The sequence below is a fragment of the Microbacterium lacusdiani genome (assembly GCF_054779895.1).
Map to the genome: position 1 here is coordinate 157,643 of NZ_BAAGXJ010000029.1, position 24,846 is coordinate 182,488.

Sequence of the window (24,846 nt, forward strand, 5' to 3'; positions counted from 1 at the left end):
TAGATTGTGAGCGGGAAGGGAGGTGCGCTGATGAGCGTGATGACGCTGCGCCAGGCGATGCGTCCGAGCGCCACACTGGCGCGCACCTTCCTACTCACCGCCGCGGCCGTCATCGGGGTGCTGATTGGCCTAGTCGGCATGCACGTGCTCAGCAGCGGCAGCACCCACCACGCTCCTGTGGTGATCAGCGAGAGCACGCACCATGGCGGTGAGCCCGCGATGGTTGACGTCGCGAGCCCGGACGCGGCTACAGCCGGTGATCATTCCGCGGCGGATCCCTGCGCTGAGGGCGACTGCGGGGGCGGCATGGACGCGATGGCGTTCATGGCGTGCGTGCTCGCCCTGCTCGCCGTCAGCATCGTCCTCGCCATTCGCCCCGGCCGGGTCGTCACCATTGCGCGCGCTCAGGCGCCGCCACATGCCACGGCGACGCTCACGGAGGCGCCGCCGGTTCCTCCCGATCTGAACGTCCTCTCCATCAGTCGCACCTGAGGGTCATCTGCTGTCGCAGATCCCGTGCTTCGGCACGCCCCTCAACAACGACTTAGGAGACAGACCCTCATGAAGATCCGCACGATTGCATTCCACGCGGGCATCCTCGCGACCGCGCTCGTCCTGACCGGTTGCAGCGACACCGGTGGCTCCGATATGGAAGGCATGGACCACGGCAGCAGCGCGAGCAGCTCGCCCAGCGCCTCCGCTGAAGCCGGCGACGCGGTGTTCAACGACGCCGACGTGACGTTCGCGATGGAGATGGTCATGCACCACCAGCAGGCCATCGAGATGTCCGACACCCTGCTGGCGAAAGACGGCGTCCATCCGGACGTCGTCGCCCTCGCCGAGCGCATCAAGGCCGCCCAGGGCCCGGAGATCGAGACCATGAACCAGTGGCTCGAAGACTGGGGACAGGACACCGAGATGGGTGGCATGGAACACGGCGGCGGCATGATGTCCGAAGAGGACATGGCAGCACTCGAGGACGCCGACGGCGAAACCGCATCGAGCCTGTTCCTCAAGCAGATGATCATGCACCACCAGGGTGCCATCGACATGGCCCAGACCCAGATCGACAACGGTAAGAACCCCGACGCTGTCGCGCTCGCGCAGAAGATCGTCCAGGACCAGACCGCCGAGATCACCGAGATGCAGGAGCTGCTCACCCAGCTGTGAGCCCCGCCACGCCGGTGGCCACCCCCGCCCGGGTGGTCACCGGCTCCGCCCTGCCCAACCATCCCGGAGATCTTCCATGCCTTTCACGACTGCCGTTCCCCGACGGCGCCTGGCCGCCTTCGCCGCCCTTGTCTTCACCGTGCCGCTCTTCGCCGGCTGCGCACTGATCCGGTCCGAGGACCCCGATCACGACACCCAGGTGGCCCTCGAGCACATCCATGGGCTGGCCTCAGACCCGGAGACGGGCGGGCTGCTCATCGCCAGCCATGGCGGCATCTATCAACTCGAGGCACTCACTCCCACAGCAGAGTTGACCGGGCCGCTCGCCGGCAACGACTTCGACGCCATGGGGTTCACCGCCGTCGACGGTCAGCTCTATGCCTCCGGACACCCCGGGCCGAACAGCCCCGACCACTTCGCCGGCCAGAATCTCGGCCTCATCCGCTCCGACGACAACGCCCGCACCTGGACGAACGTCGCATTCACCGGTGAGGCCGACTTCCACGACCTCGCCATCAGCGAATCCGATCCGAATCGCATCTACGCGAACAACTTCGGCATCGTCTACCGCTCAGACGACGGCGGGCGCACCTGGAACGACGGAGTCGGCGTCGACGCACGCGACATGCTCGCCGACCCCGACGATTCCGACACCGTCTACGCGACCACTCCCGAAGGGCTCTATGTCAGCCGTGACGCGGGTGCGACGTTCGAGCTCGACGAGACTGCGCCGCGGATGGTTCTGATCGCGACGAACAGCCTGGGGCTACTGGTCGGCACCAGCTTCGACAACACACTCGTCTACCAGCTCCCCAGCGGCGAGTGGGCCACCGGAGGCGAGTACGAAGGTGCCGCCCAGGCCCTCACCGTCACGCCGGGCGACGAGATCGCCCTCGTCGACCAACGTGGCGTGGTCACGACACGTGACTTCGGTACCACCTGGGAAGAGATCTTCCGCCCGGAGCCGCACACTTGACGTCCAACCGGGCCTTCCCGGGTTCAGTGAAGGAACCCATCCCACTTGGGCTCGAAGATCAGCCCGCCCGGATGCTTCGCCGGATCCGGGATGGCCGACACGGCCTTCGCGAGCATGGGCGCGGGGATGTCGTGGCTCATGGGGACATCCTGCCGCCCCCGTAAGCGCCCCGGCCACCCGCCGCACGGCTTCGACTGGTCCCGGGGGACGAGACTGGTCTCGCCGACACCAGTCTCGTCGCCGGGGACCAGTCTCGGCGGATAGAGGGCGGGGCGCGCGGCGCCGGGGCGGGGCGCCGGGCGCGCGGCGCCGGCGCGGGGCCTCAGAACAGGTCGGTCAGGCGGGCGGGCTCGCCCGCGTCGCGGAGCGCGGTGCGGGCCGCGTGCCAGCCGGCCATCCCGTTCACGCCGGGGCCCGGGGGCGTCGCCGACGACGCGAGGTAGACGCCCTTCATGGGCGTGCGCCACGGCGCGGTCGACACGACCGGGCGCCGCACCGCCTGCCACAGCGTGAAGTCGCCGCCCAGCACGTCGCCGCCGATCTCGGCCGGGTTCTCGGCCTCGCGGCGCGACGCCGGCACCGCGTGCGTGGCGAGGATGCGGTCGCGGAAGCCGGGCGCGAACCGCTCGATCTGCCGCGTGATGTGCTCGGTCGGGTCGAGCCGCGATCCGTGCGGCACGTGCATGTAGGCCCACAGCACCGCCTTGCCGGCGGGTGCCCGCGACGGATCGAGCACCGAGGGCTGCACCGCGAGCACGTACGGGCGGTCGCTCACCTCGCCCCGCGCCACGGCGTTCTCGCTCGCCTCCACCTCCGCGCGCGTGCCGCCGAGGTGCACGGTGGGGGAGCGATGCACGTCGGGGTTCGCCCATGGCACCGGCCCCTCGAGCGCGAAGTCGACCTTGGCGGCCGCGTGGCCGTAGCGGTAGCCGCGGACGGCGCGCGCGTAGCGCTCGGGCACATCCGGATGCGTCAGCGCGAGCCGCGGCGACGTGTCGAGCAGCAGCAGGTCGCCCGCGGCGGGATCGCCCCAGTCGAGCGTCGCGAGATCGCGGACGCGGTGCCCGGTCTCGATGCGGCCTCCGTGCGCGTGGAGGTCGGCCGCCAGCGCGTCGGCGATCGCCTGCGCGCCGCCGATGGGATAGGCCCAGCCGCCGGGGGCGTGCGCGAGCGCCGCGAGCATGAGCCCTGCGGCCGCGCTCGCGAGCGACGGGAGCGGGGTGTTGGCGTGCGCCAGCACGCCGCTGAGGAGGGCGTCGGCCTCCGACGTGCGGAACGTGCGGTGACCGAGCCGCGTGCCCGCCTCGAGCGCGCGCAGGCCGAACCGGACGGCCGTGACGGGCTCGCGGGGCACGCGCAGCAGCTGGTTGCCCGTGAAGTCCAGGACTCCCTCGATGTGTCGCGTGAGCGGGCGGACCATCGCGAGCCAGGCCCGGCCGTCCGGGCCGAGCTCGGCGGCCGTCCGGTCGATGTCGCGCCACGCGACGGCCGCGCGTCCGCCGTCGAGCGGCTGCGCGTACGACGCGTCGGGGACGACCCATCCGATCCGCTCGTGGAGCCCGAAGGCCCGGAAGAACTCCGAGGTCAGCGCGGCCGGATGCACGGCCGAGCACACGTCGTGGCGGAAGCCGTGCAGCGTCAGCTGCGCCGTCCGGATGCCGCCGCCGAACGTCTTCGCCGCCTCGAGCACCGTGACGTCGTAGCCCGCGCGCGCCAGCGCGACCGCGGCCGCCAGGCCGTTCGGCCCGCTCCCCACCACGGTGGCGCGCGTCATGGATTCAGTCTTTCAGACGCGCTGCCGCCGCGGCGGGGGCTTGACCCGAGAGCACGCTTCGGGCGTTTCGGCTCCGCTTCGCTCCGCTCAACGACCGGCACCGAGCCCGGGTCATCGACCGTCGTGCGAGCGAAGCGAGCGTGGAGCGAAGCGACCAATCGCAGCGCGAAGCGCTGCCGAACGGAGCGTCAGCGACGTTCCTCGCTCGCGAGTGTCCGGCGCGGAGCGTCGGCGCGAGCGTGCGAGACGCTTCTAAACGAATGCCCCCATGCCGGTGATGTCCCTGCCGATCAGGAGGGCCTGGACGCTCTCCGTGCCCTCGTAGGTGTGGATCGCCTCGATGTCGGCGAGGTGCTGCATGACGCGGTTCTCGAGCAGGATGCCGTTGCCGCCGAGCAGGTCGCGCGCGGTGCGCGCGATGTCCCGCGCCGTGCGGGTGTTGTGGTACTTCGCGAGCGACGCCTGGGTGGGGCGCAGCGCGCCCGACGCCTCGAGCTCGGCGAGGCGCCGGCAGTACAGCTGCATGGCCGTGAGCTGCGACAGCATCTGCGTCAGCCGCTCCTGCACCATCTGGAACCGCGCGAGCGGGCGGCCGAACTGCACGCGCTGACCGGCGTACGCCAGCGCCGCCTCGTAGCAGGCGGTCGCGTGGCCGAGCGCCGACCAGGCGACGCCCGATCGCGTCGCGAACAGCACGGTCGAGGTGTCCCTGAACGAATGCGTGCCGGGCAGCACGGCGTCGGCGGGCAGGCGCACGTCGTCGAGCGTGATGTGCGCCTGATGGATGCCCCGCAGCGAGAGCTTGCCAGTGATCACCGTGCCCGCGTAGCCCGGGGTGCTCTGCTCCACCAGGAAGCAGCGCACCTGCCCGTGATCCGGGTCGTCCGCCCGGTCGATGCGGGCCCACACGAACGTCACGCCGCCCGAGGCGCCGTTGCCGATCCACTTCTTGGCGCCGCGGATCACCCATCCGTCGTCGCTCCAGCGCGCCGTGGTCTCGAGCGACGTGGAGTCCGAGCCGTGGTCGGGCTCCGTCAGCGCGAACGCGCCGGGGACCTCGCCGCGCGAGAGCGGGCCCATCCAGCGCTCCTGCTGCTCCGGGCTGCCGAACAGCGCGAGCGTCCGCAGCGCGAGCCCGCCCTGCACGGCGAGGATCGTGCCGAGCGACCCGTCCACGCGCGAGAGCTCCATGTTCACGAGGCCGGCCGCGAGCGGCGACATGGGCGTGACGCCCGGGTGATCGACCCCGTCGGCGTAGAGGTCGGCCTCGCCCAGCGCCGTGAGCGCCTCGAGCGGGTACTCGGCGCGGTCCCACGCCTCGGCCATGCGGGGCGCGAGCGCCTCGCCGACCTCGCGGGCCCGCGACCACTGCGCCCGGTCGGGTCCGCCGACGTCGGCGAACACGGCGTAGTAGTCGGTGTCGAGAGGGGATGTCACGTCGTAGGCGAGGACGTTCTCGCCCGGGAAGAGCTCCGATGCCATGCCGCCAGGCTAGGCACGAGCGGCCGCGCGGCACACGTCGTTTGGAGGTCTCCGCCATCCGGAGCCGCCGGATCCGGGGTGCGGATTGCCCTAGACTGGACGCGGTTCCCGACAGCGCCTTCACGGAGGTCCTCAATGTTCATCATCTCGCTGCTGCTCTTCCTCGGCGGCATGGCGCTGTTCGGCGTCGCGCTGAACATCGAGGCCTGGCAGGGTGTCGTCTTCACGGCGGGCATCCTGGCGATCTGCCTGGCGATGGCGCTGCCGATGCACTTCAGCAAGACCTCGAAGTAGCGGCCCGCACAGACTTCGCGAACGCGGCTCGGGATGATCCGGGGCCGCGTTCGCCGTATCCGGGGACCGCATGGGCCGGGCCCTTCCCGGCTCGGGCGCCCGGAACGCGGTAGTAGGCTGGGATCTCGGTCGAGATCTCTCGACGTCGAGACGTCCAGTCTCCTCCCGTGGCCCCACCGAAGGATTGCAACGTGGACCTGTACGAGTACCAGGCTCGAGACCTTTTTGAGAAGTACGAGGTGCCGGTGCTCGCCGGCATCGTCGCCGACACCCCCGAGGAGGTGAAGGCAGCGGCCGAGAAGATCGGCGGCGTCGTGGTGGTCAAGGCCCAGGTCAAGACCGGCGGACGCGGCAAGGCCGGCGGCGTGAAGGTCGCCAAGACCCCCGACGAGGCGTACGAGGCGGCGAAGGCGATCCTCGGCCTCGACATCAAGGGCCACGTCGTCAAGCGCGTCATGGTCGCGCAGGGCGCGGACATCGCCCGCGAGTTCTACTTCTCGGTGCTGCTGGACCGCGCCAACCGCTCGTACCTGTCGCTGTGCAGCGTCGAGGGCGGCATGGAGATCGAGCAGCTCGCGGTCGAGAAGCCCGAGGCGCTCGCGCGCGTCGAGGTGAACCCGCTCACGGGCATCGACAAGGAGAAGGCGATCGAGATCGCCAAGGCCGCGAACTTCGACGAGGACCTCGTCGAGAAGGTCGCCGACGTCTTCGTGAAGCTCTACGACGTCTACAAGGGCGAGGACGCGACCCTGGTCGAGGTGAACCCGCTCATCCTGTCGGGCGCCGGCGACATCATCGCCCTCGACGGCAAGGTCACGCTCGACGACAACGCGAGCGAGGTGCGCCACCCCGAGCACGAGGAGCTCGAGGACAAGGAGGAGGCCGACCCGCTCGAGGCGAAGGCCAAGGCCAACGGCCTCAACTACGTCAAGCTCGACGGCCAGGTCGGCATCATCGGCAACGGCGCGGGTCTGGTCATGTCGACCCTCGACGTCGTCGCCTACGCCGGCGAGAACCACGGCGGCGTGAAGCCCGCCAACTTCCTCGACATCGGCGGCGGCGCCAACGCGCAGGTCATGGCCAACGGCCTCGACGTGATCCTCGGCGACGAGCAGGTCAAGAGCGTCTTCGTGAACGTCTTCGGCGGCATCACGTCGTGCGTCGCGGTCGCGGAGGGCATCGTCAAGGCCCTGGAGATCCTGGGCGACCACGCCACCAAGCCGCTCGTCGTCCGCCTCGACGGCAACCAGGTCGAGGAGGGCCGCGCCATCCTCGCCGCCGCGAACCACCCGCTCGTCACCCTCGCCTCCGGCATGGATGAGGGCGCCGACAAGGCCGCCGAGCTGGCGAACGCCTGAGCCCCGGATCGGATAAGGACTAGAGAGATGTCGATCTACCTCAACAAGGACTCCAAGGTCATCGTCCAGGGCATCACCGGCGGCGAGGGCACCAAGCACACGGCGCTCATGCTCAAGGCGGGCACCAACATCGTCGGCGGCGTGAACGCGCGCAAGGCCGGCTCGACCGTGACGCACGAGACCGCGCACGAGGGCGAGGTGGACCTGCCCGTGTTCGGCACGGTCGCCGAGGCCATCGAGAAGACCGGCGCCGACGTGTCGATCGCGTTCGTTCCCCCGGCCTTCACGAAGGACGCGATGATCGAGGCCATCGACGCCGAGATCCCGCTGCTCGTCGTGATCACCGAGGGCGTGCCGGTCGGCGACACCGCCGAGGCGTGGGCCTACGCGCAGTCGAAGGGCAACAAGACCCGCATCATCGGCCCGAACTGCCCCGGCATAATCACGCCGGGCGAGGCGCTCGTGGGCATCACGCCCGCGAACATCACGGGCAAGGGCCCGATCGGCCTCGTGTCGAAGTCGGGCACGCTGACCTACCAGATGATGTACGAGCTGCGCGACCTGGGCTTCTCGACCGCCATCGGCATCGGCGGCGACCCGGTCATCGGCACCACGCACATCGACGCGCTCGAGGCGTTCGAGGCCGACCCCGAGACCAAGGCGATCGTGATGATCGGCGAGATCGGCGGCGACGCCGAGGAGCGCGCGGCCGACTTCATCAAGGCCAACGTCACCAAGCCGGTCGTCGGCTACGTCGCGGGCTTCACGGCCCCCGAGGGCAAGACGATGGGTCACGCCGGCGCGATCGTGTCCGGCTCGGCCGGCACCGCGCAGGCGAAGAAGGAGGCCCTCGAGGCCGCCGGCGTCAAGGTCGGCAAGACCCCGTCGGAGACCGCCGCCCTCATGCGCGAGATCATCTCGAGCCTGTAAGCAGCAGCTTCACCCGCGAAGGCCCCGTCCGCTCGGACGGGGCCTTCGTCGTCCCCGGGGCCCCGCGTGACCCGGCATGTCTCAGTTCGGGTCGGAATCCGGCCCGGATTCCGACCCGAACTGAGACATGGGATCAGGGGACGGGGGTGATCGCGAACACCGGATGCCGCGGCGCGACCGCCGCGAAGGCCGAGAGGTCGGCGTCGGGAGCCGCGGCGACGTGCGGGCGCACGATCGGGACGAGGCGGACGTACTCGCGCAGGACGGGGGCGGCGGCCTCCGGAGGGAGCTCCTCGACCCGGATGCGCTCCGCACGGCGCCCGCGCTCGAGCGTCGCCTCGCCGGCCGCGCGGATGTTCTTGACCCAGCCCACGGGGCCGTAGGGCGCGACGATGTAGCGCCGTCCGTCGACCGTGATCGGGGTGACCGGCACGGTGTGCGGCAGGCCGCTGCGGCGCCCCACCACGGTGAGCGCCGAGATCCCGGCGGGCGCGAGGCCGCGCCTTCCGAGCGCCGCCATGATCCGGTCGATCCGCCGGCGCAGGGGAGTGGTCTTGTACGTGCCCGCCATGCCGCCAGGCTAGGCGGGGCCGGTCCGTCCGCGTAACCCCGGCCCCCGCCCCCGCGATCGGCAATACCCTGGTGCCATGCCGCTGAACGGGGAGTACCTGCCGAGCACCGCCGAGTGGGCGCGCACGCAGGCCGAGACGTACGAAGCAACGAACGGCGCCGAGGCGAACACGCTGCGCGGGGTGCCGGTGATCGTCCTGACGACGGTCGGCGCCAAGAGCGGCGGCCTGCGCAAGACCGCCCTCATGCGCGTCGAGCACGACGGCCGCTACGCGGTCGTGGCGTCGAAGGGCGGCGCGCCGAAGCCGCCGCAGTGGTACTACAACCTGCGCGCGAATCCGCACGTCGAGCTGCAGGACGGCGCGGTCAAGCGCGACTACGTCGCGCGCGAGCTCGACGGCGCCGAGTACGACGAGTGGTGGGCGCGCGCCGTCGAGGTGTGGCCCGACTACGCCGAGTACCAGAAGAAGACCGACCGCCGGATCGCGGTGTTCGTGCTGGAGCCCACCGAGGCCTGAGCCTCGGACATGGGGGAGCTGGCTCCCCCCCGTGCTGGTTGAGCGAGCGAAGCGAGTCGCAACCCACGAAGCCGCCACCGGCCTCGACCCCGGAGAGCCGCAGGGCTCACGCAGGCCGCCGCGGGTAGGGTCGATCCGTCATGCATCGCCTGCTCGTCGCCCTGCTCGCCGCTCTGGATGCCGCCGTGGCGGCGATCGTGGGGTTCGCGGCCGTGCTCGTGCCGCTGCTGCTGATGTGGGTGTTCACGTTCGGCGGCGTCGCCGACTGGCAGGGGCTCTGGCCCGCCACCGTGCGCATCTGGCAGCTGGGCAACCTCGTGCCGCTGGCGCTCACCCTTCATGACGACTTCCTCGTCGAGACTGGCCTGCCGGAGGGCGCCGGATCGTTCGTCCTGTCGCTCGCGCCGCTGGCGTTCGCGGTGCTCGTCGCTGTCTTCGCCGCGCGATCCGGACGACGCGCGCTCGGATCGGGGCGCTGGCTGACGGGCGTCGCGGCCGGCACCGCCACGACCGCGCTCGCGGCCCTGATCGCGAACGTCACGGCCGGCAACCCCGTCGCCGCCGTCGACCCGTGGCTCGCGGTGCTGCTGCCCACGCTGGTGTACGCGGTCCCCATGCTGCTGGGCGCCGTGACGGGAGCCTGGAGCGAGGGCGACGAGGGCCTCGTCGACCGCCTGCACGACCTCGCCGACCGGCTGCCGAGCGGATGGCGTGAGCTGCCCGCGCTCGCCGCCCGCGGCGGCGGGATCGCCCTCGCGGGCGTGATCGGCTTCGCCGCGCTCGCCATCGCGGTCGCGGTCCCGCTGCGCGGCGGCGAGGCGATCGCGTTGTACGAGTCCTCGCAGGTTGACCTGCTGGGCGCCATCCTGCTCACGCTCGCGCAGCTCGCCTACCTGCCCACCATGATCGGCTGGTCCGTGTCGTGGATGGCCGGGCCCGGCTTCGCGCTCGGGGCGGGCACCGGCGTCACCCCGGTCGCCACGCAGCTCGGAGTGCTGCCCGGCGTCCCCATGCTGGGCCTGCTGCCGGAGAACGGATCGCCGCTGCTGCTGCTGTCCGTGCTCGCGCCGGTCGTCGCGGGCGCGCTCGCCGGATGGGGCGTGCGCACGGCCTTCCGCGCCGAGGCCCGCGCCGAGGGCGCCGACCACGAGCCGGTGGCCCCGCGAGCGCTCCTCGCCGCCGGCATCGCGCTGATCGCGGGCGCGGGCGGAGCGCTCATCGCGGCGCTCACGTCGGGCTCCATGGGCCCGGACCGGCTGGCGCACGTCGGACCCGAGCCGGGCGCCGTCGCGCTCGCCGTCGGCCTCGAAGTGCTCCTCGGCGCCGCGACCCTGCTGCTGGCCCCGCGCTCCTACACCTCCCGCCTCGACCGCCTCGCCTCCGGCTGGGCGGACGAGGACGCCGACCACGCCCGCACGCGCTGAGGGGCCGCCCCGGCGGGACGACCCCTCGCATGCGCGGGCGGTCAGAGCGCGGCGGCGCCGGCCTCCGCGACCGTCTGGTCCTGCTCCCCCGAGCCGCCGCTCACGCCGACGGCGCCCACCACGACTCCGTCGCGGCGAATCGGCACGCCGCCCGCGAAGATCGCGACCCCGCGGCCGTGCGCGTTCGTCGTGTGGATGCCGAAGAACTGCTGCGTGGGCTGCGCGTTGTCGCCCAGGTCCTTCGTCGAGATGTCGAACGCCCGGGACGTCCAGGCCTTGCTGATCGAGATCTCGATGCTGCCGATCCACGCGCCGTCCTGACGCACGTGCGACACGAGATTGCCGCCGGCGTCGACGACCGCGATGTTCATGGGCTGGCCGATCTCGTCCGCGCGCGTCTCGGCGGCGGCGATGATGCGACGGGCGTCCTCGAGGGTGACGGACATGGACTCTCCTTCTGGGTCAGGCGGCCTTGATGTAGCCGTTGGGGTCGAGCACGAACTTCTTCGCCGCGCCCTGATCGAACTCCGCGTAGCCGCGGGGTGCGTCTTCGAGCGAGATCGGCGTGGCGTTCACGGCCTTCGCGATCTGCACCTTGTCGTGCAGGATGGCCTGCATCAGCTTGCGGTTGTAGCGCATCACGGGGCACTGCCCGGTCGTGAAGGACAGGGACTTCGCCCAGCCGAGCCCGAGCCGCAGGGACAGCGAGCCGTGCTGCGCCGCCTCGTCGATCCCGCCCGGGTCGCCCGTGACGTAGAGCCCCGGGATGCCGATCGCGCCGCCCGCCGCCGTGAGGTCCATGAGCGAGTTGAGGACCGTCGCGGGCGCCTCGTGCGATGCGTCCGCGCCGTGGCCGCGCGCCTCGAAGCCGACGGCGTCGACGCCGGCGTCGACCTCGGGCACCCCCAGGATCTGCTCGATCTGGTCCTTCGGATCGCCCTGCGACACGTCGACCGTCTCGCAGCCGATCGCCCGCGCGGCGGCCAGCCGATCGGGGTTCAGGTCGCCGACGATGACGACCGCGGCGCCCAGGAGCTGCGCCCCCACGGCCGCGGCGATGCCGACCGGTCCGGCGCCCGCGATGTACACGGTCGAGCCGGGGCCGACGCCGGCCGTGTACGCGCCGTGGAAGCCGGTCGGGAAGATGTCGGACAGCATCGTCAGGTCGAGGATCTTCTCGAGCGCCTGGTCGCGGTCGGGGAACTTCAGCAGGTTCCAGTCGGCGTAGGGGACGAGCACGTACTCGGCCTGCCCGCCCACCCAGCCGCCCATGTCGACGTACCCGTACGCCGATCCGGGGCGATCCGGATTCACGTTCAGGCAGATGCCGGTCTTGCCCTCCTTGCAGTTGCGGCAGCGCCCGCAGGCGATGTTGAACGGCACCGACACGATGTCGCCGACCTTGATGAACTCGACGTCGGGGCCGACCTCGACGACCTCGCCCGTGATCTCGTGGCCGAGCACCAGCCCGGCCGGGGCGGTCGTGCGGCCGCGCACCATGTGCTGGTCCGAGCCGCAGATGTTGGTGCTCACCGTGCGCAGGATCGCGCCGTGCGGCACCTTGCGGCCCACGTTCGCGGGGTTGACCCCCGGCCCGTCCTTCAGCTCGAACTCGGGGTAAGCGGTGTCGACGACCTCCACCTCTCCCGGACCCTTGTAGACAACAGCTCTGTTCCTAGGCATCTTCGCCCTCCGATCTGTGTGCGGGTGGTTGCATGACGAGCCTCTCGGGCCCGCCCAGGGGACACGATCACCCTGACGGGCCGTTTCCCCCACCCGAACGGGTAGGTCTAGGCTCGTGCCCCGAGGAGGGGATGCGGATGGAGACGCTTCGTGAGCTGTCCGAGGTGATCCACGGGCCCATCAGGGAGCTGCCGGCGGCGCTGTCCCGCCTGCTCGCGCCCGGCGCCGGCCACCGGGCGCTGACGATCCTCGCCGCGGATGTCGATGGCGGGCATCGACGCGGCGCCGGAGAGTCGTCCGTCCTCGATCAGGTCCCGTATCTCGATCTCGTCGAGATGCGCCGCCGTATGTCGCCCGGCACGGTCCGGCGCGACACGATGGTTGCGGAGGGCGCTGCCGAGGAGGTGCTGCTCGCCCTGTCGCGCAACGGCGCGCTGCTGGCGCTCGCCGGCCCCACCTGCGACGCGGAGGGCGAGCGGGCGGTGCTCGACCTCTGGAACATCGTGAGCCTTCGGGTGCAGCGGCTCGCGGACACCGCTCCGCCGAGCTGGCTGCGCCTGGCCCGGATGTCGGCGGGAGAGCGGATGGAGGCTCTCGCCGAGCTCGCGGACGAGTATTCGACCACTCTCGAGACCGTGCTCGCGGCGCTGCGCTCGCGGGCGCTCGACGACGCCGCGGCGCGCACGACCGCGACCGGCATCGCGGCGGCGGGGCTCGTCCACCTGCGCACGGTGAGCGACCGTGTCCGGACGGTCGCGGAGGAGCCCGTCACGACGGCGTTCGAGCGGCTGCGCGACGATCTGGGCCCGCTCGTGCGCTACCGCGAGATCGACATGCAGTTCGTCGAGCCGCCGCTCGACGGGCGTCCTCTCCCCAGCGAGGTCGCGCACGGGGCGCGGGCGGTGGTGCGCGGGACGATCCTGGCCATGCTCGACGACCCCGAGGTGGGGCGGGTGCGCGTGCAGTGGGACTGCGACGGCAAGAACCTCCTGATCGACATGCGCGACGACGGCGAGGGAGGACTGTCCCGCGAATCGATCCAGTACCAGCTGGTCGAGGACCGCATCCAGGCGCTGCGCGGGCGCATCGCGCTGGACGCGACGCCCGGGTGGGGGACCGACCTGTCCATCGTCATCCCGCTGGATCCGCCGCACGCACCGGCCGGACTCTCCGCGGATTGGGCGCTTGGGGCGCGCGAGCAGGAGATCCTGGTGCGGGTCGCAGCTGGCCTGCGCAACCGGGAGATCGCGGCGGAGCTGACCATCAGCGAGAACACCGTCAAGTTCCACCTGGCCAATGTGTACCGCAAGCTCGGCGTCTCGAGCCGCGCAGAGGCGACCGCCCTCTACTTCGCGCAGGCCCGCCAGGACGAGCCCGCGGCCCGCTGAACCGCACCCGCGCCCGGCGCAGCGATGGTGTGGCTCCGCAAGGGGAAGCAAAGACAACCCTTGCCCGAGCGGATGCGTCCGGCGTGAGAAACTAGCACCGTGCTGTCGGTCGCCGTTCTCATCTCGGGCACGGGCTCGAATCTCCGTGCCCTCCTCGAGGCGGCGGAGGACCCCGGATACCCCGCCCGCATCGTCGCCGTGGGCGCCGATCGCGACGCGGCGGGCCTGGCCCACGCCGAGGAGTTCGGCATCCCGACCTTCGTGGTGCCGTTCCGCGACTTCGCGTCGCGCGAGGAATGGGCCGCCGAACTCGGGCGCCGGCTCGACGACATCCGGCCCGACCTGATCGTGCTGAGCGGCCTGATGCGGCTGCTGCCCGCCTCGCTGGTGGCGAAGTGGCAGCCGCGCATCATCAACACACACCCGGCGTACCTGCCCGAGTTCCCCGGAGCGCACGGCGTGCGCGACGCGCTCGCGGCCGGCGTCGCGCAGACCGGCGCGAGCGTGATCGTCGTGGACGACGGCGTCGACACCGGCCCGATCCTGGCGCAGGAGCGCATCCCCGTCCTGCCGGGCGACACCGAGGACACCCTGCACGAGCGCATCAAGCCCCTCGAGCGCCGCCTGCTGATCGACGTCGTGCGCCGCATCGCGACCGGCGAGCTCGATCCCGCCGCGCATCCCTGATCCCGCAACCCACCCGCCCGATCCACAAGGAGCACCCATGGCCGGCCCCCGTCACGACCCCTCGCTGTATCGCGATCGCGATGTGGTGCCGATCCGGCGCGCGCTGATCTCCGTCAGCGACAAGACCGACCTGCTGGTGCTGGCCGAGGCGCTCGCGGGCGCGGGCGTCGAGATGGTGTCGACCGGATCGACCGCCGGCACCATCCGCGACGCGGGCTACGACGTGACGGATGTCGCGAGCGTCACGGGCTTCCCCGAGATGCTCGACGGGCGCGTCAAGACGCTGCACCCGAACGTGCACGGCGGCCTGCTCGCCGACCTGCGTCTCGAGAGCCACGAGGCGCAGCTGGGCGAGTTCGGCATCGCGCCGTTCGAGCTCGTGGTCGTGAACCTGTACCCGTTCGTCGAGACCGTGCGTTCGGGCGCGCAGGGCGACGACGTGGTCGAGCAGATCGACATCGGCGGCCCGGCCATGGTGCGCGCGTCGGCGAAGAACTTCGCGAACGTCGCGATCGTCGTCTCGCCCGAGTCGTACCCGTCGATCATCCAGGCGGTCGGCAAGGGCGGCACGTCGCTGTCGCAGCGTCGGGAGCTCGCGGCGCGCGCGTTCGCGCACACGGCGTCGTACGACACCGCCGTGGCGCAGTGGTTCGCCGAGGAGACCATCGCGGGCGAGGTCGACCTGCCCGACCACCTGACGATCCAGGCCGAGAAGCTGTCGAACCTGCGCTACGGCGAGAACTCGCACCAGCGCGCCGCGATCTACTCGCGCGTCGGCGGCCACGGCATCGCCCAGGCCACGCAGCTGCAAGGCAAGGAGATGTCGTACAACAACTACGTCGACGGCGACGCCGCCCTGCGCGCCGCGTACGACATGGTGCTGCCGGCCGTCGCGATCATCAAGCACGCCAACCCGTGCGGCATCGCGGTCGCCGCGCCGAGCGCGCTCGACCCGATCGCCAGCGCCCACCTGCGCGCGCACGAGTGCGACCCGGTGTCGGCGTTCGGCGGCGTGATCGCGGCGAACCGCCCCGTCACGCTCAAGATGGCCGAGAACCTGCGCGACATCTTCACCGAGGTGATCGTGGCGCCCGACTTCGAGCCGGCCGCGCTCGAGGTGTTCAAGGACAAGAAGAACCTGCGCCTGCTGAAGCTGCCGGAGGACTGGCAGCAGGAGCGGATGGACGTCCGCCTCGTGTCGGGCGGCCTGCTGCTGCAGGATGCCGACCGCTTCCCCGAGGACGACTTCGAGTCGGTCGCGAAGGACTGGCAGCTCGTCGCGGGCGAGGTGCCCGAGGACGTGTCGGTGCAGGACCTCGTGTTCGCGTGGAAGGCGTGCCGCGCGGTCAAGTCGAACGCGATCGTGCTCGCGAAGAACGGCGCCACGGTCGGCGTCGGCATGGGCCAGGTGAACCGCGTCGACTCGTGCCGCCTGGCGGTCGAGCGCGCCGGCGACCGCGCCGCCGGATCGATCGCGGCGTCGGACGCGTTCTTCCCGTTCTCGGACGGCCCCGAGGTGCTGATGAACGCCGGCGTGAAGGTGATCATCCAGCCGGGCGGCTCGGTCCGCGACGAGGAGACCATCGCCCTGGCCCGCGAGCGCGGCGTCACGATGTTCTTCACGGGCGAGCGCCACTTCTTCCACTGAGCCGGCTCCACCCCGCGAGGTTGCACTCCTTCGAGTGCAACCTCGCGGTGTTTCGTCGCGCAAGCGCCATGTCCGAAAACCGCCAGCCGTTCGCCGTCCGGCGTGTCAGGATCGAGGCATGGCCCCGGACATGACCTTCGCCGAGCGGTACGCGGCGATCTCGTCGCGCGATGCGCGGTTCGACGGGCAGTTCGTGACCGCCGTGCGGTCGACGGGCATCTACTGCCGGCCGTCGTGCCCCGCGCGGACGCCGAAGGAGGAGAACGTCACGTTCTTCCCCACGAGCGCCGCGGCGCACGAGGCCGGGTATCGCGCGTGCAAGCGGTGCCTGCCCGAGGCGGCGCCCGGGTCGCCCGACTGGAACGTGCGCGGCGACGTCGCGGGCCGCGCGATGCGGCTGATCGCCGACGGCGTGGTCGAGCGCGAGGGCGTGTCGGGCCTCGCCGGCCGGCTCGGGTACTCGTCGCGCCACCTCACGCGGCTGCTCGCCGCCGAGCTGGGCGCGGGTCCGCTCGCCCTCGCCCGCGCGCACCGGGCGCACACCGCCCGGCTGCTGCTCGTCGGCACGGACCTGCCCGCGGCGGATGTGGCGTTCTCGGCCGGCTTCGCGAGCGTGCGGCAGTTCAACGACACTGTGCGCGAGGTGTTCGGGATGACCCCGACCGAGCTGCGCGCGCGCCGCCGCGGCGCGGCCGTGGACGCGCCGACGGGCATCGACCTCGCGCTGCCCTACCGCGAGCCGTTCGACCCGACTGGGCTGTTCGCGTGGATGTCCGTGCGCGCGCTGCCTGGCGTGGAGGAGGGCGACGAGGCGTCGTTCGCCCGCACGCTGCGGCTGCCGCACGGCGCGGCGTGGTTCCGTCTGAGCCACCGCGGCGGTCGCCTGCGGCTCGAGGCGAAGCTCGAGAGCCTGGCCGACCTGTCCACCCTGGTCTCGCGCGCCCGCCGGCTGTTCGACCTGGACGCCGACCCGCTCGCGATCGACGAGGCGCTCCGGCACCATCCGGAGCTCGCGCCGCACGTGGCGGACAGCCCGGGCATCCGGCTCCCGGGCACGGCCGATCCGCACGAGCTGCTCATCCGCGCCATGGTCGGCCAGCAGATCTCCGTGGCGGCGGCCCGCACCCACCTCACGCGCCTCGCGGAGGCGCTGGGCGAGCGCATCGAGCTGGCGGGCGAGCAGCGCCTGCTGTTCCCCACCATGGCCGCCATCGCCGAGCGGGGTCCCGAGGTGCTGCGCGGCCCGGCCGCGCGCATCCGGGCCATCACCGGGGCGGCCGCGGCGCTGGCCTCGGGCGACCTCGCGCTGACCACCGGCGACGACGCTGTCGCGCAGCGCGCCGCCCTCATGGCCCTGCCGGGCGTCGGCGCCTGGACCGCGGACTACGTCCGCATGCGCGTGACGGGCGACCCCGACGTCGTCCTCACGGGCGACGTCGCGCTGCGCGCGGGTGCCGCGCGGGCGGGCATCCCCGCGGAGCCGCGCGCGCTCGCCGCGTGGGCCGCCCGCACGGCCCCGTGGCGCTCGTACCTGTCCATGCACCTGTGGCGCCTCGCCGCCGGCCCCGCCGGATCCGCGCCGACCACCCCGCTGAGACTGGTCCCGGGCGTCGAGACTGGCGCCGGGAGCACCAGTCTCGACCCCCAAGACCAGTCAAAGCCGCTCAAGCCCGCGGAGGAGGCATCATGACCGCCACCATCCAGACCCTCGAGACCGCCGACGGCGCATTCACGCTCGTCGTCGACGCGGACGGCGCCGTGCTCGCCTCGGGCTGGACCGCCGACCCCGACGCGATGCTCGCCCGCATCCACCCGGCGCTGCGCCCCGCGGACGTCCGCGACGGCGAGACCGGCGCCGCCGACGCCGTACGCGCGTACTACGCGGGCGACCTCGCGGCGATCGACGCCGTGACGGTGCGCCAGCGCGGCACCGAGCTGCAGGCGGCCGGATGGTCGGCCCTGCGGCGGATCGCGCCGGGCGCGCCCCTGACGTACACGGAGTTCGCGGCGGCGCTCGGATCGCCCCGCGCGGTGCGGGCTGCGGCCTCGATCTGCGCGCACAACGCTCCCGCGCTGTTCGTGCCGTGCCACCGCGTGCTGCGCGGCGACGGGACGCTCGGCGGGTTCGCGTGGGGCCTCGACGTGAAGCGGGCCCTGCTCGCGCGCGAGGCGGGGGAGTAGGGGCCGCGGGGCGGTTCCTGGGTTTCGACTCGGTCGCTGGCGCTCCCTCGCTCAACCACCACGGGGATGGTGCGCGACGGAGCCGGTGCTCCCACACAGCGGTAGCGTCGAGAGGGGCGACGCGCCGCCTCATATCGCCATTGCGGCGCGCGCTCGAAGCTCAATAGGCTGGAAGGCTCCGCTGATCCGGCCTTTCTCTGACTCCCACGAGGAACATGTCCAGTCCTTCCCCGCGCCCGTCCGCGCCCCGTCTGTCCACGGCACGGGCGCTGCTCCGCCTGCTCGAGTTCGCCCGTCCCGTGCTGCCGCGCCTCGCGCTCGGCGCGGTGACCGCGCTCGGCGCGGCGCTCATGGCCCTGATGATCCCGATCGCCCTCGAGTGGGTGGTCGGCGGCCCCATCGCCTCCGGCGAGACCACGGCGGTCGTATGGGGCGCGCTCGCCGTGCTCGGGCTGGGCCTCGCCGAGGCGCTCATGGTCTACCTGCGCCGCTGGCTCGTCGTCGCCCCGGCCACGTACGTCGAGTACGACCTGCGTCGCACGTTCTACGCACGCCTGCAGCACCTCCCCGTCGCGTTCCACGACCGGTGGCAGTCGGGTCAGCTGCTCAGCCGCATGATGCAGGACATCGGCCTCATCCGCCGCTGGCTCGCGTTCGGCCTCATCCTGCTCGTGGTCAACGTGCTCACGGTCGTCATCGGCGCCGTGCTGCTGTTCCAGTGGCACTGGGCGCTCGCCGCCGTGTTCGTCGCCTCGGGCATCCCGATGTGGATCCAGGGCTTCCTGTTCGAGCGCGAGTACGGCACGCTCACGCGCCTCAGCCAGGACCAGCAGGGTGACCTCGCCACGAGCGTCGAGGAGAGCGTGCACGGCATCCGCGTGCTCAAGGCCTTCGGGCGCGGCCCGCACGCGCTGCGCCGCTTCACGCGCCAGGCCCAGACGCTGCGCGACACCGAGATGCGCAAGGCCGGCGCGATCGCGCGCATCGAGTTCTGGCTCGTGTTCATGCAGGAGTTCGCGTTCGCGGTCAGCCTCATCATGGGCATCTGGCTCGCATCGCTCGGGCGGATCGGCGTGGACCAGCTGTTCGCGTACTTCGCGATGGTGACCATCCTGCGCTGGCCGATCGAGTCGATCGGGTTCCTGTTCGCGTTCATGATGGACGCCCGCACGGCCACCGACCGCATCTTCGAGGTGTTCGACGCGCAGAACACGATCACCGACCCGGAGCGCCCGGTCGAGATCGCCGAGCCGCGCGGCGCGCTGGCGTTCGAGGGCGTGCACTTCCGCTACCAGGACGCCGGATCGGCCGAGCCGGACCTGCTGAACGGCATCGACCTCGAGGTGCGCCCGGGCGAGACCATGGCGCTCGTCGGGCTGACCGGATCGGGCAAGACCACGCTCACGACGCTGCCCACGCGTCTGTACGACGTCACGGGCGGCCGCGTCACGATCGACGGCGTCGACGTGCGCGACCTGCGCCTGGTCGACCTGCGGCGGATCATCGCGACCGCGTTCGAGGACGCGACGCTCTTCTCCGCCTCGGTGCGCGACAACGTCCTGCTCGGACGCGACGACCTCGACCCACGCTCGCCGGAGGCGGACCGTGTGCTGCGCGAGGCGCTGGACGTCGCGCAGGCCGCGTTCGTCGACGACCTGCCCGACGGTGCGGACACGCTGATCGGCGAGGAGGGCCTGTCGCTCTCGGGCGGACAGCGCCAGCGCCTGGCCCTGGCCCGCGCGGTCGCCGCGCGCCCCGCGGTGATCGTGATGGATGACCCGCTGTCGGCGCTCGACGTGGACACCGAGGAGCGCGTGCAGGCCGAGCTGCGCCGCGTGCTCGCCGGCACCACGGCGCTGATCGTGGCGCACCGGCCGTCGACGGTCGCGCTCGCGGACCGCGTCGCGCTGCTCGAGGGCGGCCGGATCACGGCCGTCGGCACGCACGCCGAGCTGATGGCCCGGTCGGCGCACTACCGCTCCGTGATCTCGAGCTTCGAGCGCGAGGTGGAGCAGGAGGAGGCGTGGCGCAACGACAGGTCTCCCTTCGACGATCCAGGCTCTACCGCCGAGCTCGACGTGATCGCGGGCGAGAAGGACGAGGAGGCCGCGCGATGAGCAGCACCGTGCAGGGAACCGCGGGCGAGGACCGCTCCGACTACACGCGCGAGGAGAGCCGGGCGATCCGCCGCCGCTCGCTGCGCCTGCTGATGTCGCTGCTCGCGCCGCTCAAGGCCCAGGTCATCCTGGTCGCGGTCGTGGTCGTGGCGCAGACCGGCGTGCGCGTGCTCGGCCCGGCGCTGCTCGGCATCGGGCTGAACACGGCGCTGCCCGCCGTGATCGAGCGGGCCGACTGGGGCCCGGCGTGGCTCGTGGGCGGCGCGTACGTCGCGACCGCGATCGGCGGCGCCCTGCTGCTGGCCTGGTACGACATCCTCGCGGCGCGCGTGACCCAGAACGTGCTGCTCGACCTGCGCACGCGGGTGTTCCGCCACACGCAGCTGCTGAGCCTCGAGTTCCACGAGTCGTACACGTCGGGCCGGATCATCTCGCGCCAGACCAGCGACCTCGACACGATCCGCGAGCTGCTCAACGGCGGCCTCACCCAGCTCGTCAACGGCGCGCTCTACGGCGCGTTCACGTTCATCGCGCTGATGATCGTCGATTGGCAGTCGGGCCTCGTGCTGGTCGCCGCGGGTGTGCCGCTCGCGATCCTGATGCGCTGGTTCTACCTGTCGTCGCAGCGCACATACCGGGTCTCGCGCGTGGTGAGCGCCAAGGTGATCGTGAAGTTCGTGGAGACCATGACGGGCATCCGCGCGGGCAAGGCGTTCCGCACCGAGCCGCGCAACGAGAAGCAGTTCGGCGACCTGGCGCTCGAGTACCGTGACGTCAACATGCGCTCGATCCGCCTGTTCGGGGTGTTCGAGCCCAGCCTGATGTCGATTTCGGCCTTCTCGATCGGCCTCGTGGTGCTGTGGGGCGGCATCCGGATCACGTGGGGCGAGTTCTCCGTGGGCCTGCTGCTGGCGTCGGTGCTGTACGTGCGCAACTTCTTCAGCCCGCTGCAGGAGGTGGCCATGTTCCTGAACTCGTTCCAGGCGGCCTCCGCGGCGCTCGAGAAGGTGTCGGGCGTGCTCGAGGAGGAGCCCACCGTGCCGGATCCGACCGCGCCGGTGGAGCTGCCGGAGGCGCGGGGCCACGTGCGCTTCGAGGACGTCACGTTCGCGTACGGGACGGGCCGGATCGTCCTGCCGGAGTTCTCGCTCGACATCCCGGCCGGGCAGACGGTGGCGCTCGTCGGAACGACCGGCGCGGGCAAGTCGACGCTCGCCAAGCTCGTGTCGCGGTTCTACGACCCGAGCGTGGGCCGCGTGACGCTGGACGGCGTCGACCTGCGCGATCTGCACCCGCGCGACCTGCGCCGCGCGATCGTCATGGTCACGCAGGAGGCGTACGTGTTCAGCGGCACGGTTGCGGACAACATCGCGCTCGGGCGGCCGGATGCGACGTTCGACGAGATCGTGGAGGCCGCCAAGGCGGTCGGCGCGGACGCGTTCATCCAGGGCCTGCCGGACGGGTACCACACCGACGTCAACAAGCGCGGCGGCCGGGTCTCGGCGGGGCAGCGCCAGCTGATCTCGTTCGCGCGCGCGTTCCTGGCCGACCCGGCGGTGCTGATCCTGGACGAGGCCACGGCGTCGCTGGACATCCCGTCGGAGCGGGCGATCCAGGATGCGCTGCAGACGCTGCTCGCGGACCGCACGGCGATCATCATCGCGCACCGCCTCTCGACGGTCGCGATCGCCGACCGCGTGCTCGTGATGGAGCACGGCCGCGTGTTCGAGGACGACGCCCCGGACGCACTGATCGCGGGCGACGGCAAGTTCGCGCAGCTCCACGCCGCCTGGCGCGAGAGCCTGGTGTAGCGGGCGGACGGAGCGGCTTCGACTCGCTCCGCTCGCACAGCCCGTTTCGTCTCCGCTTCGCTCCGCTCAACGACCGGGGATCCCTCCTGCGGTCGTTGAGCGGAGCGACGAAGGAGCGGAGTCGAAACGTGACTGAGCGTCCCCGGCCGGCCGGGAGCTTCGGCGCCGTTTCGACTCCTCGCTGGCGCTCGTCGCTCAACGACCACGGGTGGCGTGCGTTTCGTCTCCGGCGCTGGCGCGCCTCCGCTCAACGACCGGGGATCCCTCCTGCGGTCGTTGAGCGGAGCGACGAAGGAGCGGAGTCGAAACGTGACTGAGCGTCCCCGGTCGGCTGGGTCGGTTCGGCGCCGTTTCGACTCCTCGCTGGCGCTCGTCGCTCAACGACCACGGGTGGCGTGCGTTTCGTCTCCGGCGCTGGCGCGCCTCCGCTCAACGACCGGGGATCCCTCCTGCGGTCGTTGAGCGGAGCGACGAAGGAGCGGAGTCGAAACGTGACTGAGCGTCCCCGGTCGGCTGGGTCGGCTCAGCGCCGTTTCGACTCCTCGCTGGCGCTCGTCGCTCAACGACCACACCCAGATCCCACATCTACCGTCGTGCGACCGCTTCTGAAAAAGAGGATGGCGACGGGGTCTCGATGGGGGAGGGGGATTCGAGACCCCGCCGCCGGCATGATTCAGCGCAGACGTCTTTAGCGGCGCCGACGATTCAGTCGAAAAGCGTGTGTTCCCCCGTGGCAGGCGCGTCGATCAGACGCGGATCTCGGCCACCACCTCACCGTACTCCGTCTCACCCACGGGGGTGAAGCCGACACGGTGGAAGAACGCCTCGGGTCCGCCCTCACCGGCCTCGTACATGACCGTGATGTGGTCGAGGCCGCGGCGGCGGACCTCGTCGACCAGCGCCTCGACCAGGAAGCGGCCGATGCCGCGTCCCTGGTCGTCGGCGTCGACGTTGATGCGCAGCAGCACCGACTTGAAGTGCTCGTGCGGTGCGTCCTCGTCGAAGCTGGCGCTGATGAAGCCGACGACCTCGTCGCCGTCGACGGCCACGCGCTGCCACGCCTTGGCGGGGTCGATCACCGTGGCGGCGATGCTGTACGAGATCGGGGCGAGGAACTCCTCCTGGCCGGGCTTCAGCGACATGGTGTTGACCGCGACGATCGTCGCGGGCGAGAGCTCGACCAGGTTCAGCGTCATATCGTCAGGCTAACCCTTCGGGTGGGCACGTGCATCCGGGGACTCCCGGATGACGATCCGCTCAGTCGTGCACCCACACCTCGGTGCCGGTCTGCGCGAAGTAGTACATGTGCTCGGCGGCCGCGCGGGTCATGTTGACGCAGCCGTGGCTCATGCGGGCGCCGGCGCCGAAGTTGTTGTGCCAGTAGGTGCCGTGGAAGCCCTGGTCGCCGTTGAAGTAGGTGACGTGAGGGACGTCCGCGGTGCAGTAGCCGAACTTGCCGCCCTCCTTGACGGTGCCGTCCGGGTTGCAGGAGCCCATGTCCTGGCTGGTCAGCTGGCCGTAGACCGTGAAGTGGCCGGTCTGCGTCTCGGTCTGGATGCCGTCGTGCACGCCGCCGCGGCCGATCGCGACCGCGTACGAGGCCACCAGCTTCTCGTTCTCGTACATGTAGGTCATGCCGGCGCTCTTGTCGACCTCGACGCGGCGGAACAGCTCCTGGGTCTGGAACTTCACCACCTCGCCCTCGAGCTCGAAGCGCAGGTCGCCGCCCTTGAGCGAGTCCGCGATCTGGCCCGAGACGCCGTCGGTCGACGTGATGCCGAAGCCGTCCTGGCCCTCCTGGATCACGCGCAGGTGCTCGCCCGCCGAGTTGGTGACGACCTTCTCGTCGACGACGTCCTGGTTGACCTGCTCGGGCAGGTTCTTGATGGCCTCGTCGATCGCGGCGACGTCGGGCGTGACGACGAAGTCTCCCGTCGTCGGGTCGGCCTGGATGTCCATCCAGCCGGCGATCGTGCGCAGCGGCACGCCGTGCGCGCGCTCGTCCTGCAGGTAGAAGCCGGCCGTGTCGGCCTGCTCGTTGAGCTTCGCGGCGAAGGCCTCGGCCTCCTCGGTCGTGGCGGCGGCCTCGACCTCGGTCTGCTGCGGCTCGATGGTCGTGGTGCCGGCGGCGATCGCGTCGGTGGCGCTCGCGGCGATCGCCTCGACGTCGATGCCCTGGCCGGGCTCCGAGGGCGTGACGGTGAAGCGGCCGCTCTCCTCGTCGAGCACGACCTGCGCGTTGACGGAGTCGGTGTACATCGCGGGCAGCGCCTCGCGCAGCGCGACGGCGGCCTGCTCGGCGTCGATCGTGACGGCCGCGGCGGTCTCGCCGGTGCCCCACGCGCCGAGGTTCCAGGCGGGGTAGGTGTCGAACGTCTCGGATGCGAGCGCCTGGGCGTCGATCGACAGGCCCAGCTCCTCGCCCGTGAGGGTGGCGTCGCCGACCGTGAACTCGGTCGAGGCGAGCTCGGCGCTGATCGCCTCGGCGGCCGCGCCGGGCGTCATGCCGCCGACGGGCACGCCCGCGGCGGTCACGCCGGGCGCGATCAGGACGAGCGAGGCGGCGACAGCGCCCGCGGCGACGACGCCGGTCGGGATGCCGAGGCCCAGCCAGAGACCCAGCCGACGCTTCTTCTGCGGCTCGGCCGGCGCCCATTCGACGCGCGGCTGCTCCGCGATCACGGCGGTGGCGGCGGCATCGCCGCCGTCGTCGGTGGTGCCCTCCGGCCTGGTCGCCACGTCCGTCACGATTAACCCCCTGGTTGGCTCGAGAAGCCGAGTCGGCAGAATGAGCCGTCATATCAGGGTACGGTCGCCCGACGCGCCCGGGCGGCG

The 24,846-nt window shown here is 71.6% G+C and carries 22 protein-coding genes; 15 read left to right on the plus strand and 7 right to left on the minus strand.

The genetic code is table 11. From position 1 onward, the window contains the following. The first annotated feature begins 30 nt into the window (after nucleotides 1-30). The 3 genes from ACYVGN_RS13125 (at nucleotide 31) to ACYVGN_RS13135 (ending at nucleotide 2,146) form a co-directional block, all read left to right on the plus strand. Entirely contained in the window at nucleotides 31-492 is a 462-nt protein-coding gene (locus tag ACYVGN_RS13125; protein ID WP_067027609.1) for a DUF6153 family protein, read from the plus strand. A gap of 69 nt (nucleotides 493-561) precedes the next feature. Beyond that, the gene (locus ACYVGN_RS13130) at nucleotides 562-1,170 is read left to right on the plus strand and encodes a DUF305 domain-containing protein (protein ID WP_460791282.1); all 609 of its coding nucleotides are present in this window, start codon (nucleotides 562-564) and stop codon (nucleotides 1,168-1,170) included. A gap of 76 nt (nucleotides 1,171-1,246) precedes the next feature. Continuing rightward, nucleotides 1,247-2,146 carry a F510_1955 family glycosylhydrolase gene (locus tag ACYVGN_RS13135; protein WP_460791284.1) on the plus strand — a complete coding sequence of 300 codons (900 nt, stop codon included), beginning with the start codon at nucleotides 1,247-1,249 and terminating at the stop codon, nucleotides 2,144-2,146. A 322-nt stretch (nucleotides 2,147-2,468) separates the two neighbouring features. Here ACYVGN_RS13135 and ACYVGN_RS13140 read toward each other — a convergent pair whose 3' ends face one another. Further along, nucleotides 2,469-3,920 (minus strand): phytoene desaturase family protein, encoded by a 1,452-nt coding sequence (locus ACYVGN_RS13140; RefSeq protein WP_460791286.1) that lies wholly within the window; start codon nucleotides 3,918-3,920, stop codon nucleotides 2,469-2,471. Nucleotides 3,921-4,172: 252 nt separating this feature from the next. Continuing rightward, nucleotides 4,173-5,402, minus strand: coding sequence for an acyl-CoA dehydrogenase family protein (locus ACYVGN_RS13145; protein WP_460791288.1), 1,230 nt, complete (start codon nucleotides 5,400-5,402; stop codon nucleotides 4,173-4,175). Between the two features lie 135 nt (nucleotides 5,403-5,537). Between ACYVGN_RS13145 and ACYVGN_RS13150 the strand changes: the two genes are divergently transcribed. The 3 genes from ACYVGN_RS13150 to sucD all read left to right on the plus strand — a co-directional run bounded on the left by ACYVGN_RS13150 (nucleotide 5,538) and on the right by sucD (nucleotide 7,984). Further along, nucleotides 5,538-5,696, plus strand: coding sequence for a hypothetical protein (locus ACYVGN_RS13150; protein WP_156377179.1), 159 nt, complete (start codon nucleotides 5,538-5,540; stop codon nucleotides 5,694-5,696). Between the two features lie 191 nt (nucleotides 5,697-5,887). After that, the gene (sucC, locus tag ACYVGN_RS13155; protein ID WP_055992393.1) at nucleotides 5,888-7,054 is read left to right on the plus strand and encodes an ADP-forming succinate--CoA ligase subunit beta; all 1,167 of its coding nucleotides are present in this window, start codon (nucleotides 5,888-5,890) and stop codon (nucleotides 7,052-7,054) included. 27 nt (nucleotides 7,055-7,081) lie between these two features. After that, nucleotides 7,082-7,984, plus strand: coding sequence for a succinate--CoA ligase subunit alpha (gene sucD / locus ACYVGN_RS13160; protein WP_055992396.1), 903 nt, complete (start codon nucleotides 7,082-7,084; stop codon nucleotides 7,982-7,984). A 133-nt stretch (nucleotides 7,985-8,117) separates the two neighbouring features. Here sucD and ACYVGN_RS13165 read toward each other — a convergent pair whose 3' ends face one another. Continuing rightward, nucleotides 8,118-8,555: a nitroreductase family deazaflavin-dependent oxidoreductase gene (locus ACYVGN_RS13165; RefSeq protein ID WP_055992399.1), complete on the minus strand. Its 438-nt coding sequence runs from the start codon at nucleotides 8,553-8,555 to the stop codon at nucleotides 8,118-8,120. Between the two features lie 76 nt (nucleotides 8,556-8,631). Between ACYVGN_RS13165 and ACYVGN_RS13170 the strand changes: the two genes are divergently transcribed. Together ACYVGN_RS13170 and ACYVGN_RS13175 are read left to right on the plus strand one after the other, a co-directional pair. Continuing rightward, nucleotides 8,632-9,072 (plus strand): nitroreductase family deazaflavin-dependent oxidoreductase, encoded by a 441-nt coding sequence (locus tag ACYVGN_RS13170; protein WP_055992402.1) that lies wholly within the window; start codon nucleotides 8,632-8,634, stop codon nucleotides 9,070-9,072. Nucleotides 9,073-9,212: 140 nt separating this feature from the next. Then, nucleotides 9,213-10,496 (plus strand): cell division protein PerM, encoded by a 1,284-nt coding sequence (locus tag ACYVGN_RS13175; RefSeq protein WP_460791292.1) that lies wholly within the window; start codon nucleotides 9,213-9,215, stop codon nucleotides 10,494-10,496. Nucleotides 10,497-10,537: 41 nt separating this feature from the next. On the opposite strand, the gene ACYVGN_RS13180 is transcribed toward ACYVGN_RS13175, so the two are convergent. Together ACYVGN_RS13180 and fdhA are read right to left on the minus strand one after the other, a co-directional pair. Then, nucleotides 10,538-10,942 carry a GlcG/HbpS family heme-binding protein gene (locus ACYVGN_RS13180; RefSeq protein ID WP_460791293.1) on the minus strand — a complete coding sequence of 135 codons (405 nt, stop codon included), beginning with the start codon at nucleotides 10,940-10,942 and terminating at the stop codon, nucleotides 10,538-10,540. 16 nt (nucleotides 10,943-10,958) lie between these two features. Then, nucleotides 10,959-12,179, minus strand: coding sequence for a formaldehyde dehydrogenase, glutathione-independent (gene fdhA, locus ACYVGN_RS13185; protein ID WP_134746637.1), 1,221 nt, complete (start codon nucleotides 12,177-12,179; stop codon nucleotides 10,959-10,961). A gap of 137 nt (nucleotides 12,180-12,316) precedes the next feature. Between fdhA and ACYVGN_RS13190 the strand changes: the two genes are divergently transcribed. The 7 genes from ACYVGN_RS13190 to ACYVGN_RS13220 all read left to right on the plus strand — a co-directional run bounded on the left by ACYVGN_RS13190 (nucleotide 12,317) and on the right by ACYVGN_RS13220 (nucleotide 22,011). Then, entirely contained in the window at nucleotides 12,317-13,567 is a 1,251-nt protein-coding gene (locus ACYVGN_RS13190; protein ID WP_460791295.1) for a helix-turn-helix transcriptional regulator, read from the plus strand. 99 nt (nucleotides 13,568-13,666) lie between these two features. After that, nucleotides 13,667-14,254, plus strand: a complete 588-nt coding sequence (gene purN / locus ACYVGN_RS13195; protein WP_460791297.1) for a phosphoribosylglycinamide formyltransferase — start codon at nucleotides 13,667-13,669, stop codon at nucleotides 14,252-14,254. A 37-nt stretch (nucleotides 14,255-14,291) separates the two neighbouring features. Further along, nucleotides 14,292-15,902, plus strand: coding sequence for a bifunctional phosphoribosylaminoimidazolecarboxamide formyltransferase/IMP cyclohydrolase (purH, locus tag ACYVGN_RS13200; RefSeq protein ID WP_460791299.1), 1,611 nt, complete (start codon nucleotides 14,292-14,294; stop codon nucleotides 15,900-15,902). A gap of 118 nt (nucleotides 15,903-16,020) precedes the next feature. Beyond that, nucleotides 16,021-17,592, plus strand: a complete 1,572-nt coding sequence (locus ACYVGN_RS13205) for an AlkA N-terminal domain-containing protein (RefSeq protein WP_460791301.1) — start codon at nucleotides 16,021-16,023, stop codon at nucleotides 17,590-17,592. Then, the gene (locus ACYVGN_RS13210) at nucleotides 17,589-18,083 is read left to right on the plus strand and encodes a methylated-DNA--[protein]-cysteine S-methyltransferase (protein ID WP_460791303.1); all 495 of its coding nucleotides are present in this window, start codon (nucleotides 17,589-17,591) and stop codon (nucleotides 18,081-18,083) included. The genes ACYVGN_RS13205 and ACYVGN_RS13210 overlap by 4 nt, the downstream gene beginning before the upstream one ends. Before the next feature lie 215 nt (nucleotides 18,084-18,298). After that, a complete protein-coding gene (locus tag ACYVGN_RS13215; RefSeq protein ID WP_460791305.1) occupies nucleotides 18,299-20,200 on the plus strand; it encodes an ABC transporter ATP-binding protein in 1,902 nt (633 codons plus the stop codon). Continuing rightward, nucleotides 20,197-22,011: an ABC transporter ATP-binding protein gene (locus ACYVGN_RS13220; protein ID WP_460791306.1), complete on the plus strand. Its 1,815-nt coding sequence runs from the start codon at nucleotides 20,197-20,199 to the stop codon at nucleotides 22,009-22,011. Before ACYVGN_RS13215 ends, ACYVGN_RS13220 begins: the two co-directional genes overlap by 4 nt. A gap of 746 nt (nucleotides 22,012-22,757) precedes the next feature. Here the strand turns inward: ACYVGN_RS13220 and ACYVGN_RS13225 are convergent. Both ACYVGN_RS13225 and ACYVGN_RS13230 read right to left on the minus strand, forming a co-directional pair. Then, complete coding sequence (locus tag ACYVGN_RS13225; protein WP_055992427.1) at nucleotides 22,758-23,207, minus strand: GNAT family N-acetyltransferase; 450 nt, start codon at nucleotides 23,205-23,207, stop codon at nucleotides 22,758-22,760. Between the two features lie 61 nt (nucleotides 23,208-23,268). After that, a complete protein-coding gene (locus tag ACYVGN_RS13230) occupies nucleotides 23,269-24,759 on the minus strand; it encodes a L,D-transpeptidase family protein (protein WP_055992430.1) in 1,491 nt (496 codons plus the stop codon). Nucleotides 24,760-24,846: the final 87 nt, after the last annotated feature.

Bases quoted from the DNA above. Each gene is read 5' to 3' on its own strand.
- purH (WP_460791299.1), top strand. From the start codon at position 14,292: ATGGCCGGCCCCCGTCACGACCCCTCGCTGTATCGCGATCGCGATGTG.
- ACYVGN_RS13170 (WP_055992402.1), top strand. From the start codon at position 8,632: ATGCCGCTGAACGGGGAGTACCTGCCGAGCACCGCCGAGTGGGCGCGC.
- ACYVGN_RS13175 (WP_460791292.1), top strand. From the start codon at position 9,213: ATGCATCGCCTGCTCGTCGCCCTGCTCGCCGCTCTGGATGCCGCCGTG.
- ACYVGN_RS13205 (WP_460791301.1), top strand. From the start codon at position 16,021: ATGGCCCCGGACATGACCTTCGCCGAGCGGTACGCGGCGATCTCGTCG.
- ACYVGN_RS13150 (WP_156377179.1), top strand. From the start codon at position 5,538: ATGTTCATCATCTCGCTGCTGCTCTTCCTCGGCGGCATGGCGCTGTTC.
- ACYVGN_RS13180 (WP_460791293.1), bottom strand. From the start codon at position 10,942: ATGTCCGTCACCCTCGAGGACGCCCGTCGCATCATCGCCGCCGCCGAG.
- ACYVGN_RS13165 (WP_055992399.1), bottom strand. From the start codon at position 8,555: ATGGCGGGCACGTACAAGACCACTCCCCTGCGCCGGCGGATCGACCGG.
- ACYVGN_RS13130 (WP_460791282.1), top strand. From the start codon at position 562: ATGAAGATCCGCACGATTGCATTCCACGCGGGCATCCTCGCGACCGCG.
- ACYVGN_RS13135 (WP_460791284.1), top strand. From the start codon at position 1,247: ATGCCTTTCACGACTGCCGTTCCCCGACGGCGCCTGGCCGCCTTCGCC.
- ACYVGN_RS13210 (WP_460791303.1), top strand. From the start codon at position 17,589: ATGACCGCCACCATCCAGACCCTCGAGACCGCCGACGGCGCATTCACG.
- sucD (WP_055992396.1), top strand. From the start codon at position 7,082: ATGTCGATCTACCTCAACAAGGACTCCAAGGTCATCGTCCAGGGCATC.
- ACYVGN_RS13215 (WP_460791305.1), top strand. From the start codon at position 18,299: ATGTCCAGTCCTTCCCCGCGCCCGTCCGCGCCCCGTCTGTCCACGGCA.
- ACYVGN_RS13225 (WP_055992427.1), bottom strand. From the start codon at position 23,207: ATGACGCTGAACCTGGTCGAGCTCTCGCCCGCGACGATCGTCGCGGTC.
- ACYVGN_RS13190 (WP_460791295.1), top strand. From the start codon at position 12,317: ATGGAGACGCTTCGTGAGCTGTCCGAGGTGATCCACGGGCCCATCAGG.
- ACYVGN_RS13125 (WP_067027609.1), top strand. From the start codon at position 31: ATGAGCGTGATGACGCTGCGCCAGGCGATGCGTCCGAGCGCCACACTG.
- fdhA (WP_134746637.1), bottom strand. From the start codon at position 12,179: ATGCCTAGGAACAGAGCTGTTGTCTACAAGGGTCCGGGAGAGGTGGAG.
- ACYVGN_RS13140 (WP_460791286.1), bottom strand. From the start codon at position 3,920: ATGACGCGCGCCACCGTGGTGGGGAGCGGGCCGAACGGCCTGGCGGCC.
- ACYVGN_RS13220 (WP_460791306.1), top strand. From the start codon at position 20,197: ATGAGCAGCACCGTGCAGGGAACCGCGGGCGAGGACCGCTCCGACTAC.
- ACYVGN_RS13145 (WP_460791288.1), bottom strand. From the start codon at position 5,402: ATGGCATCGGAGCTCTTCCCGGGCGAGAACGTCCTCGCCTACGACGTG.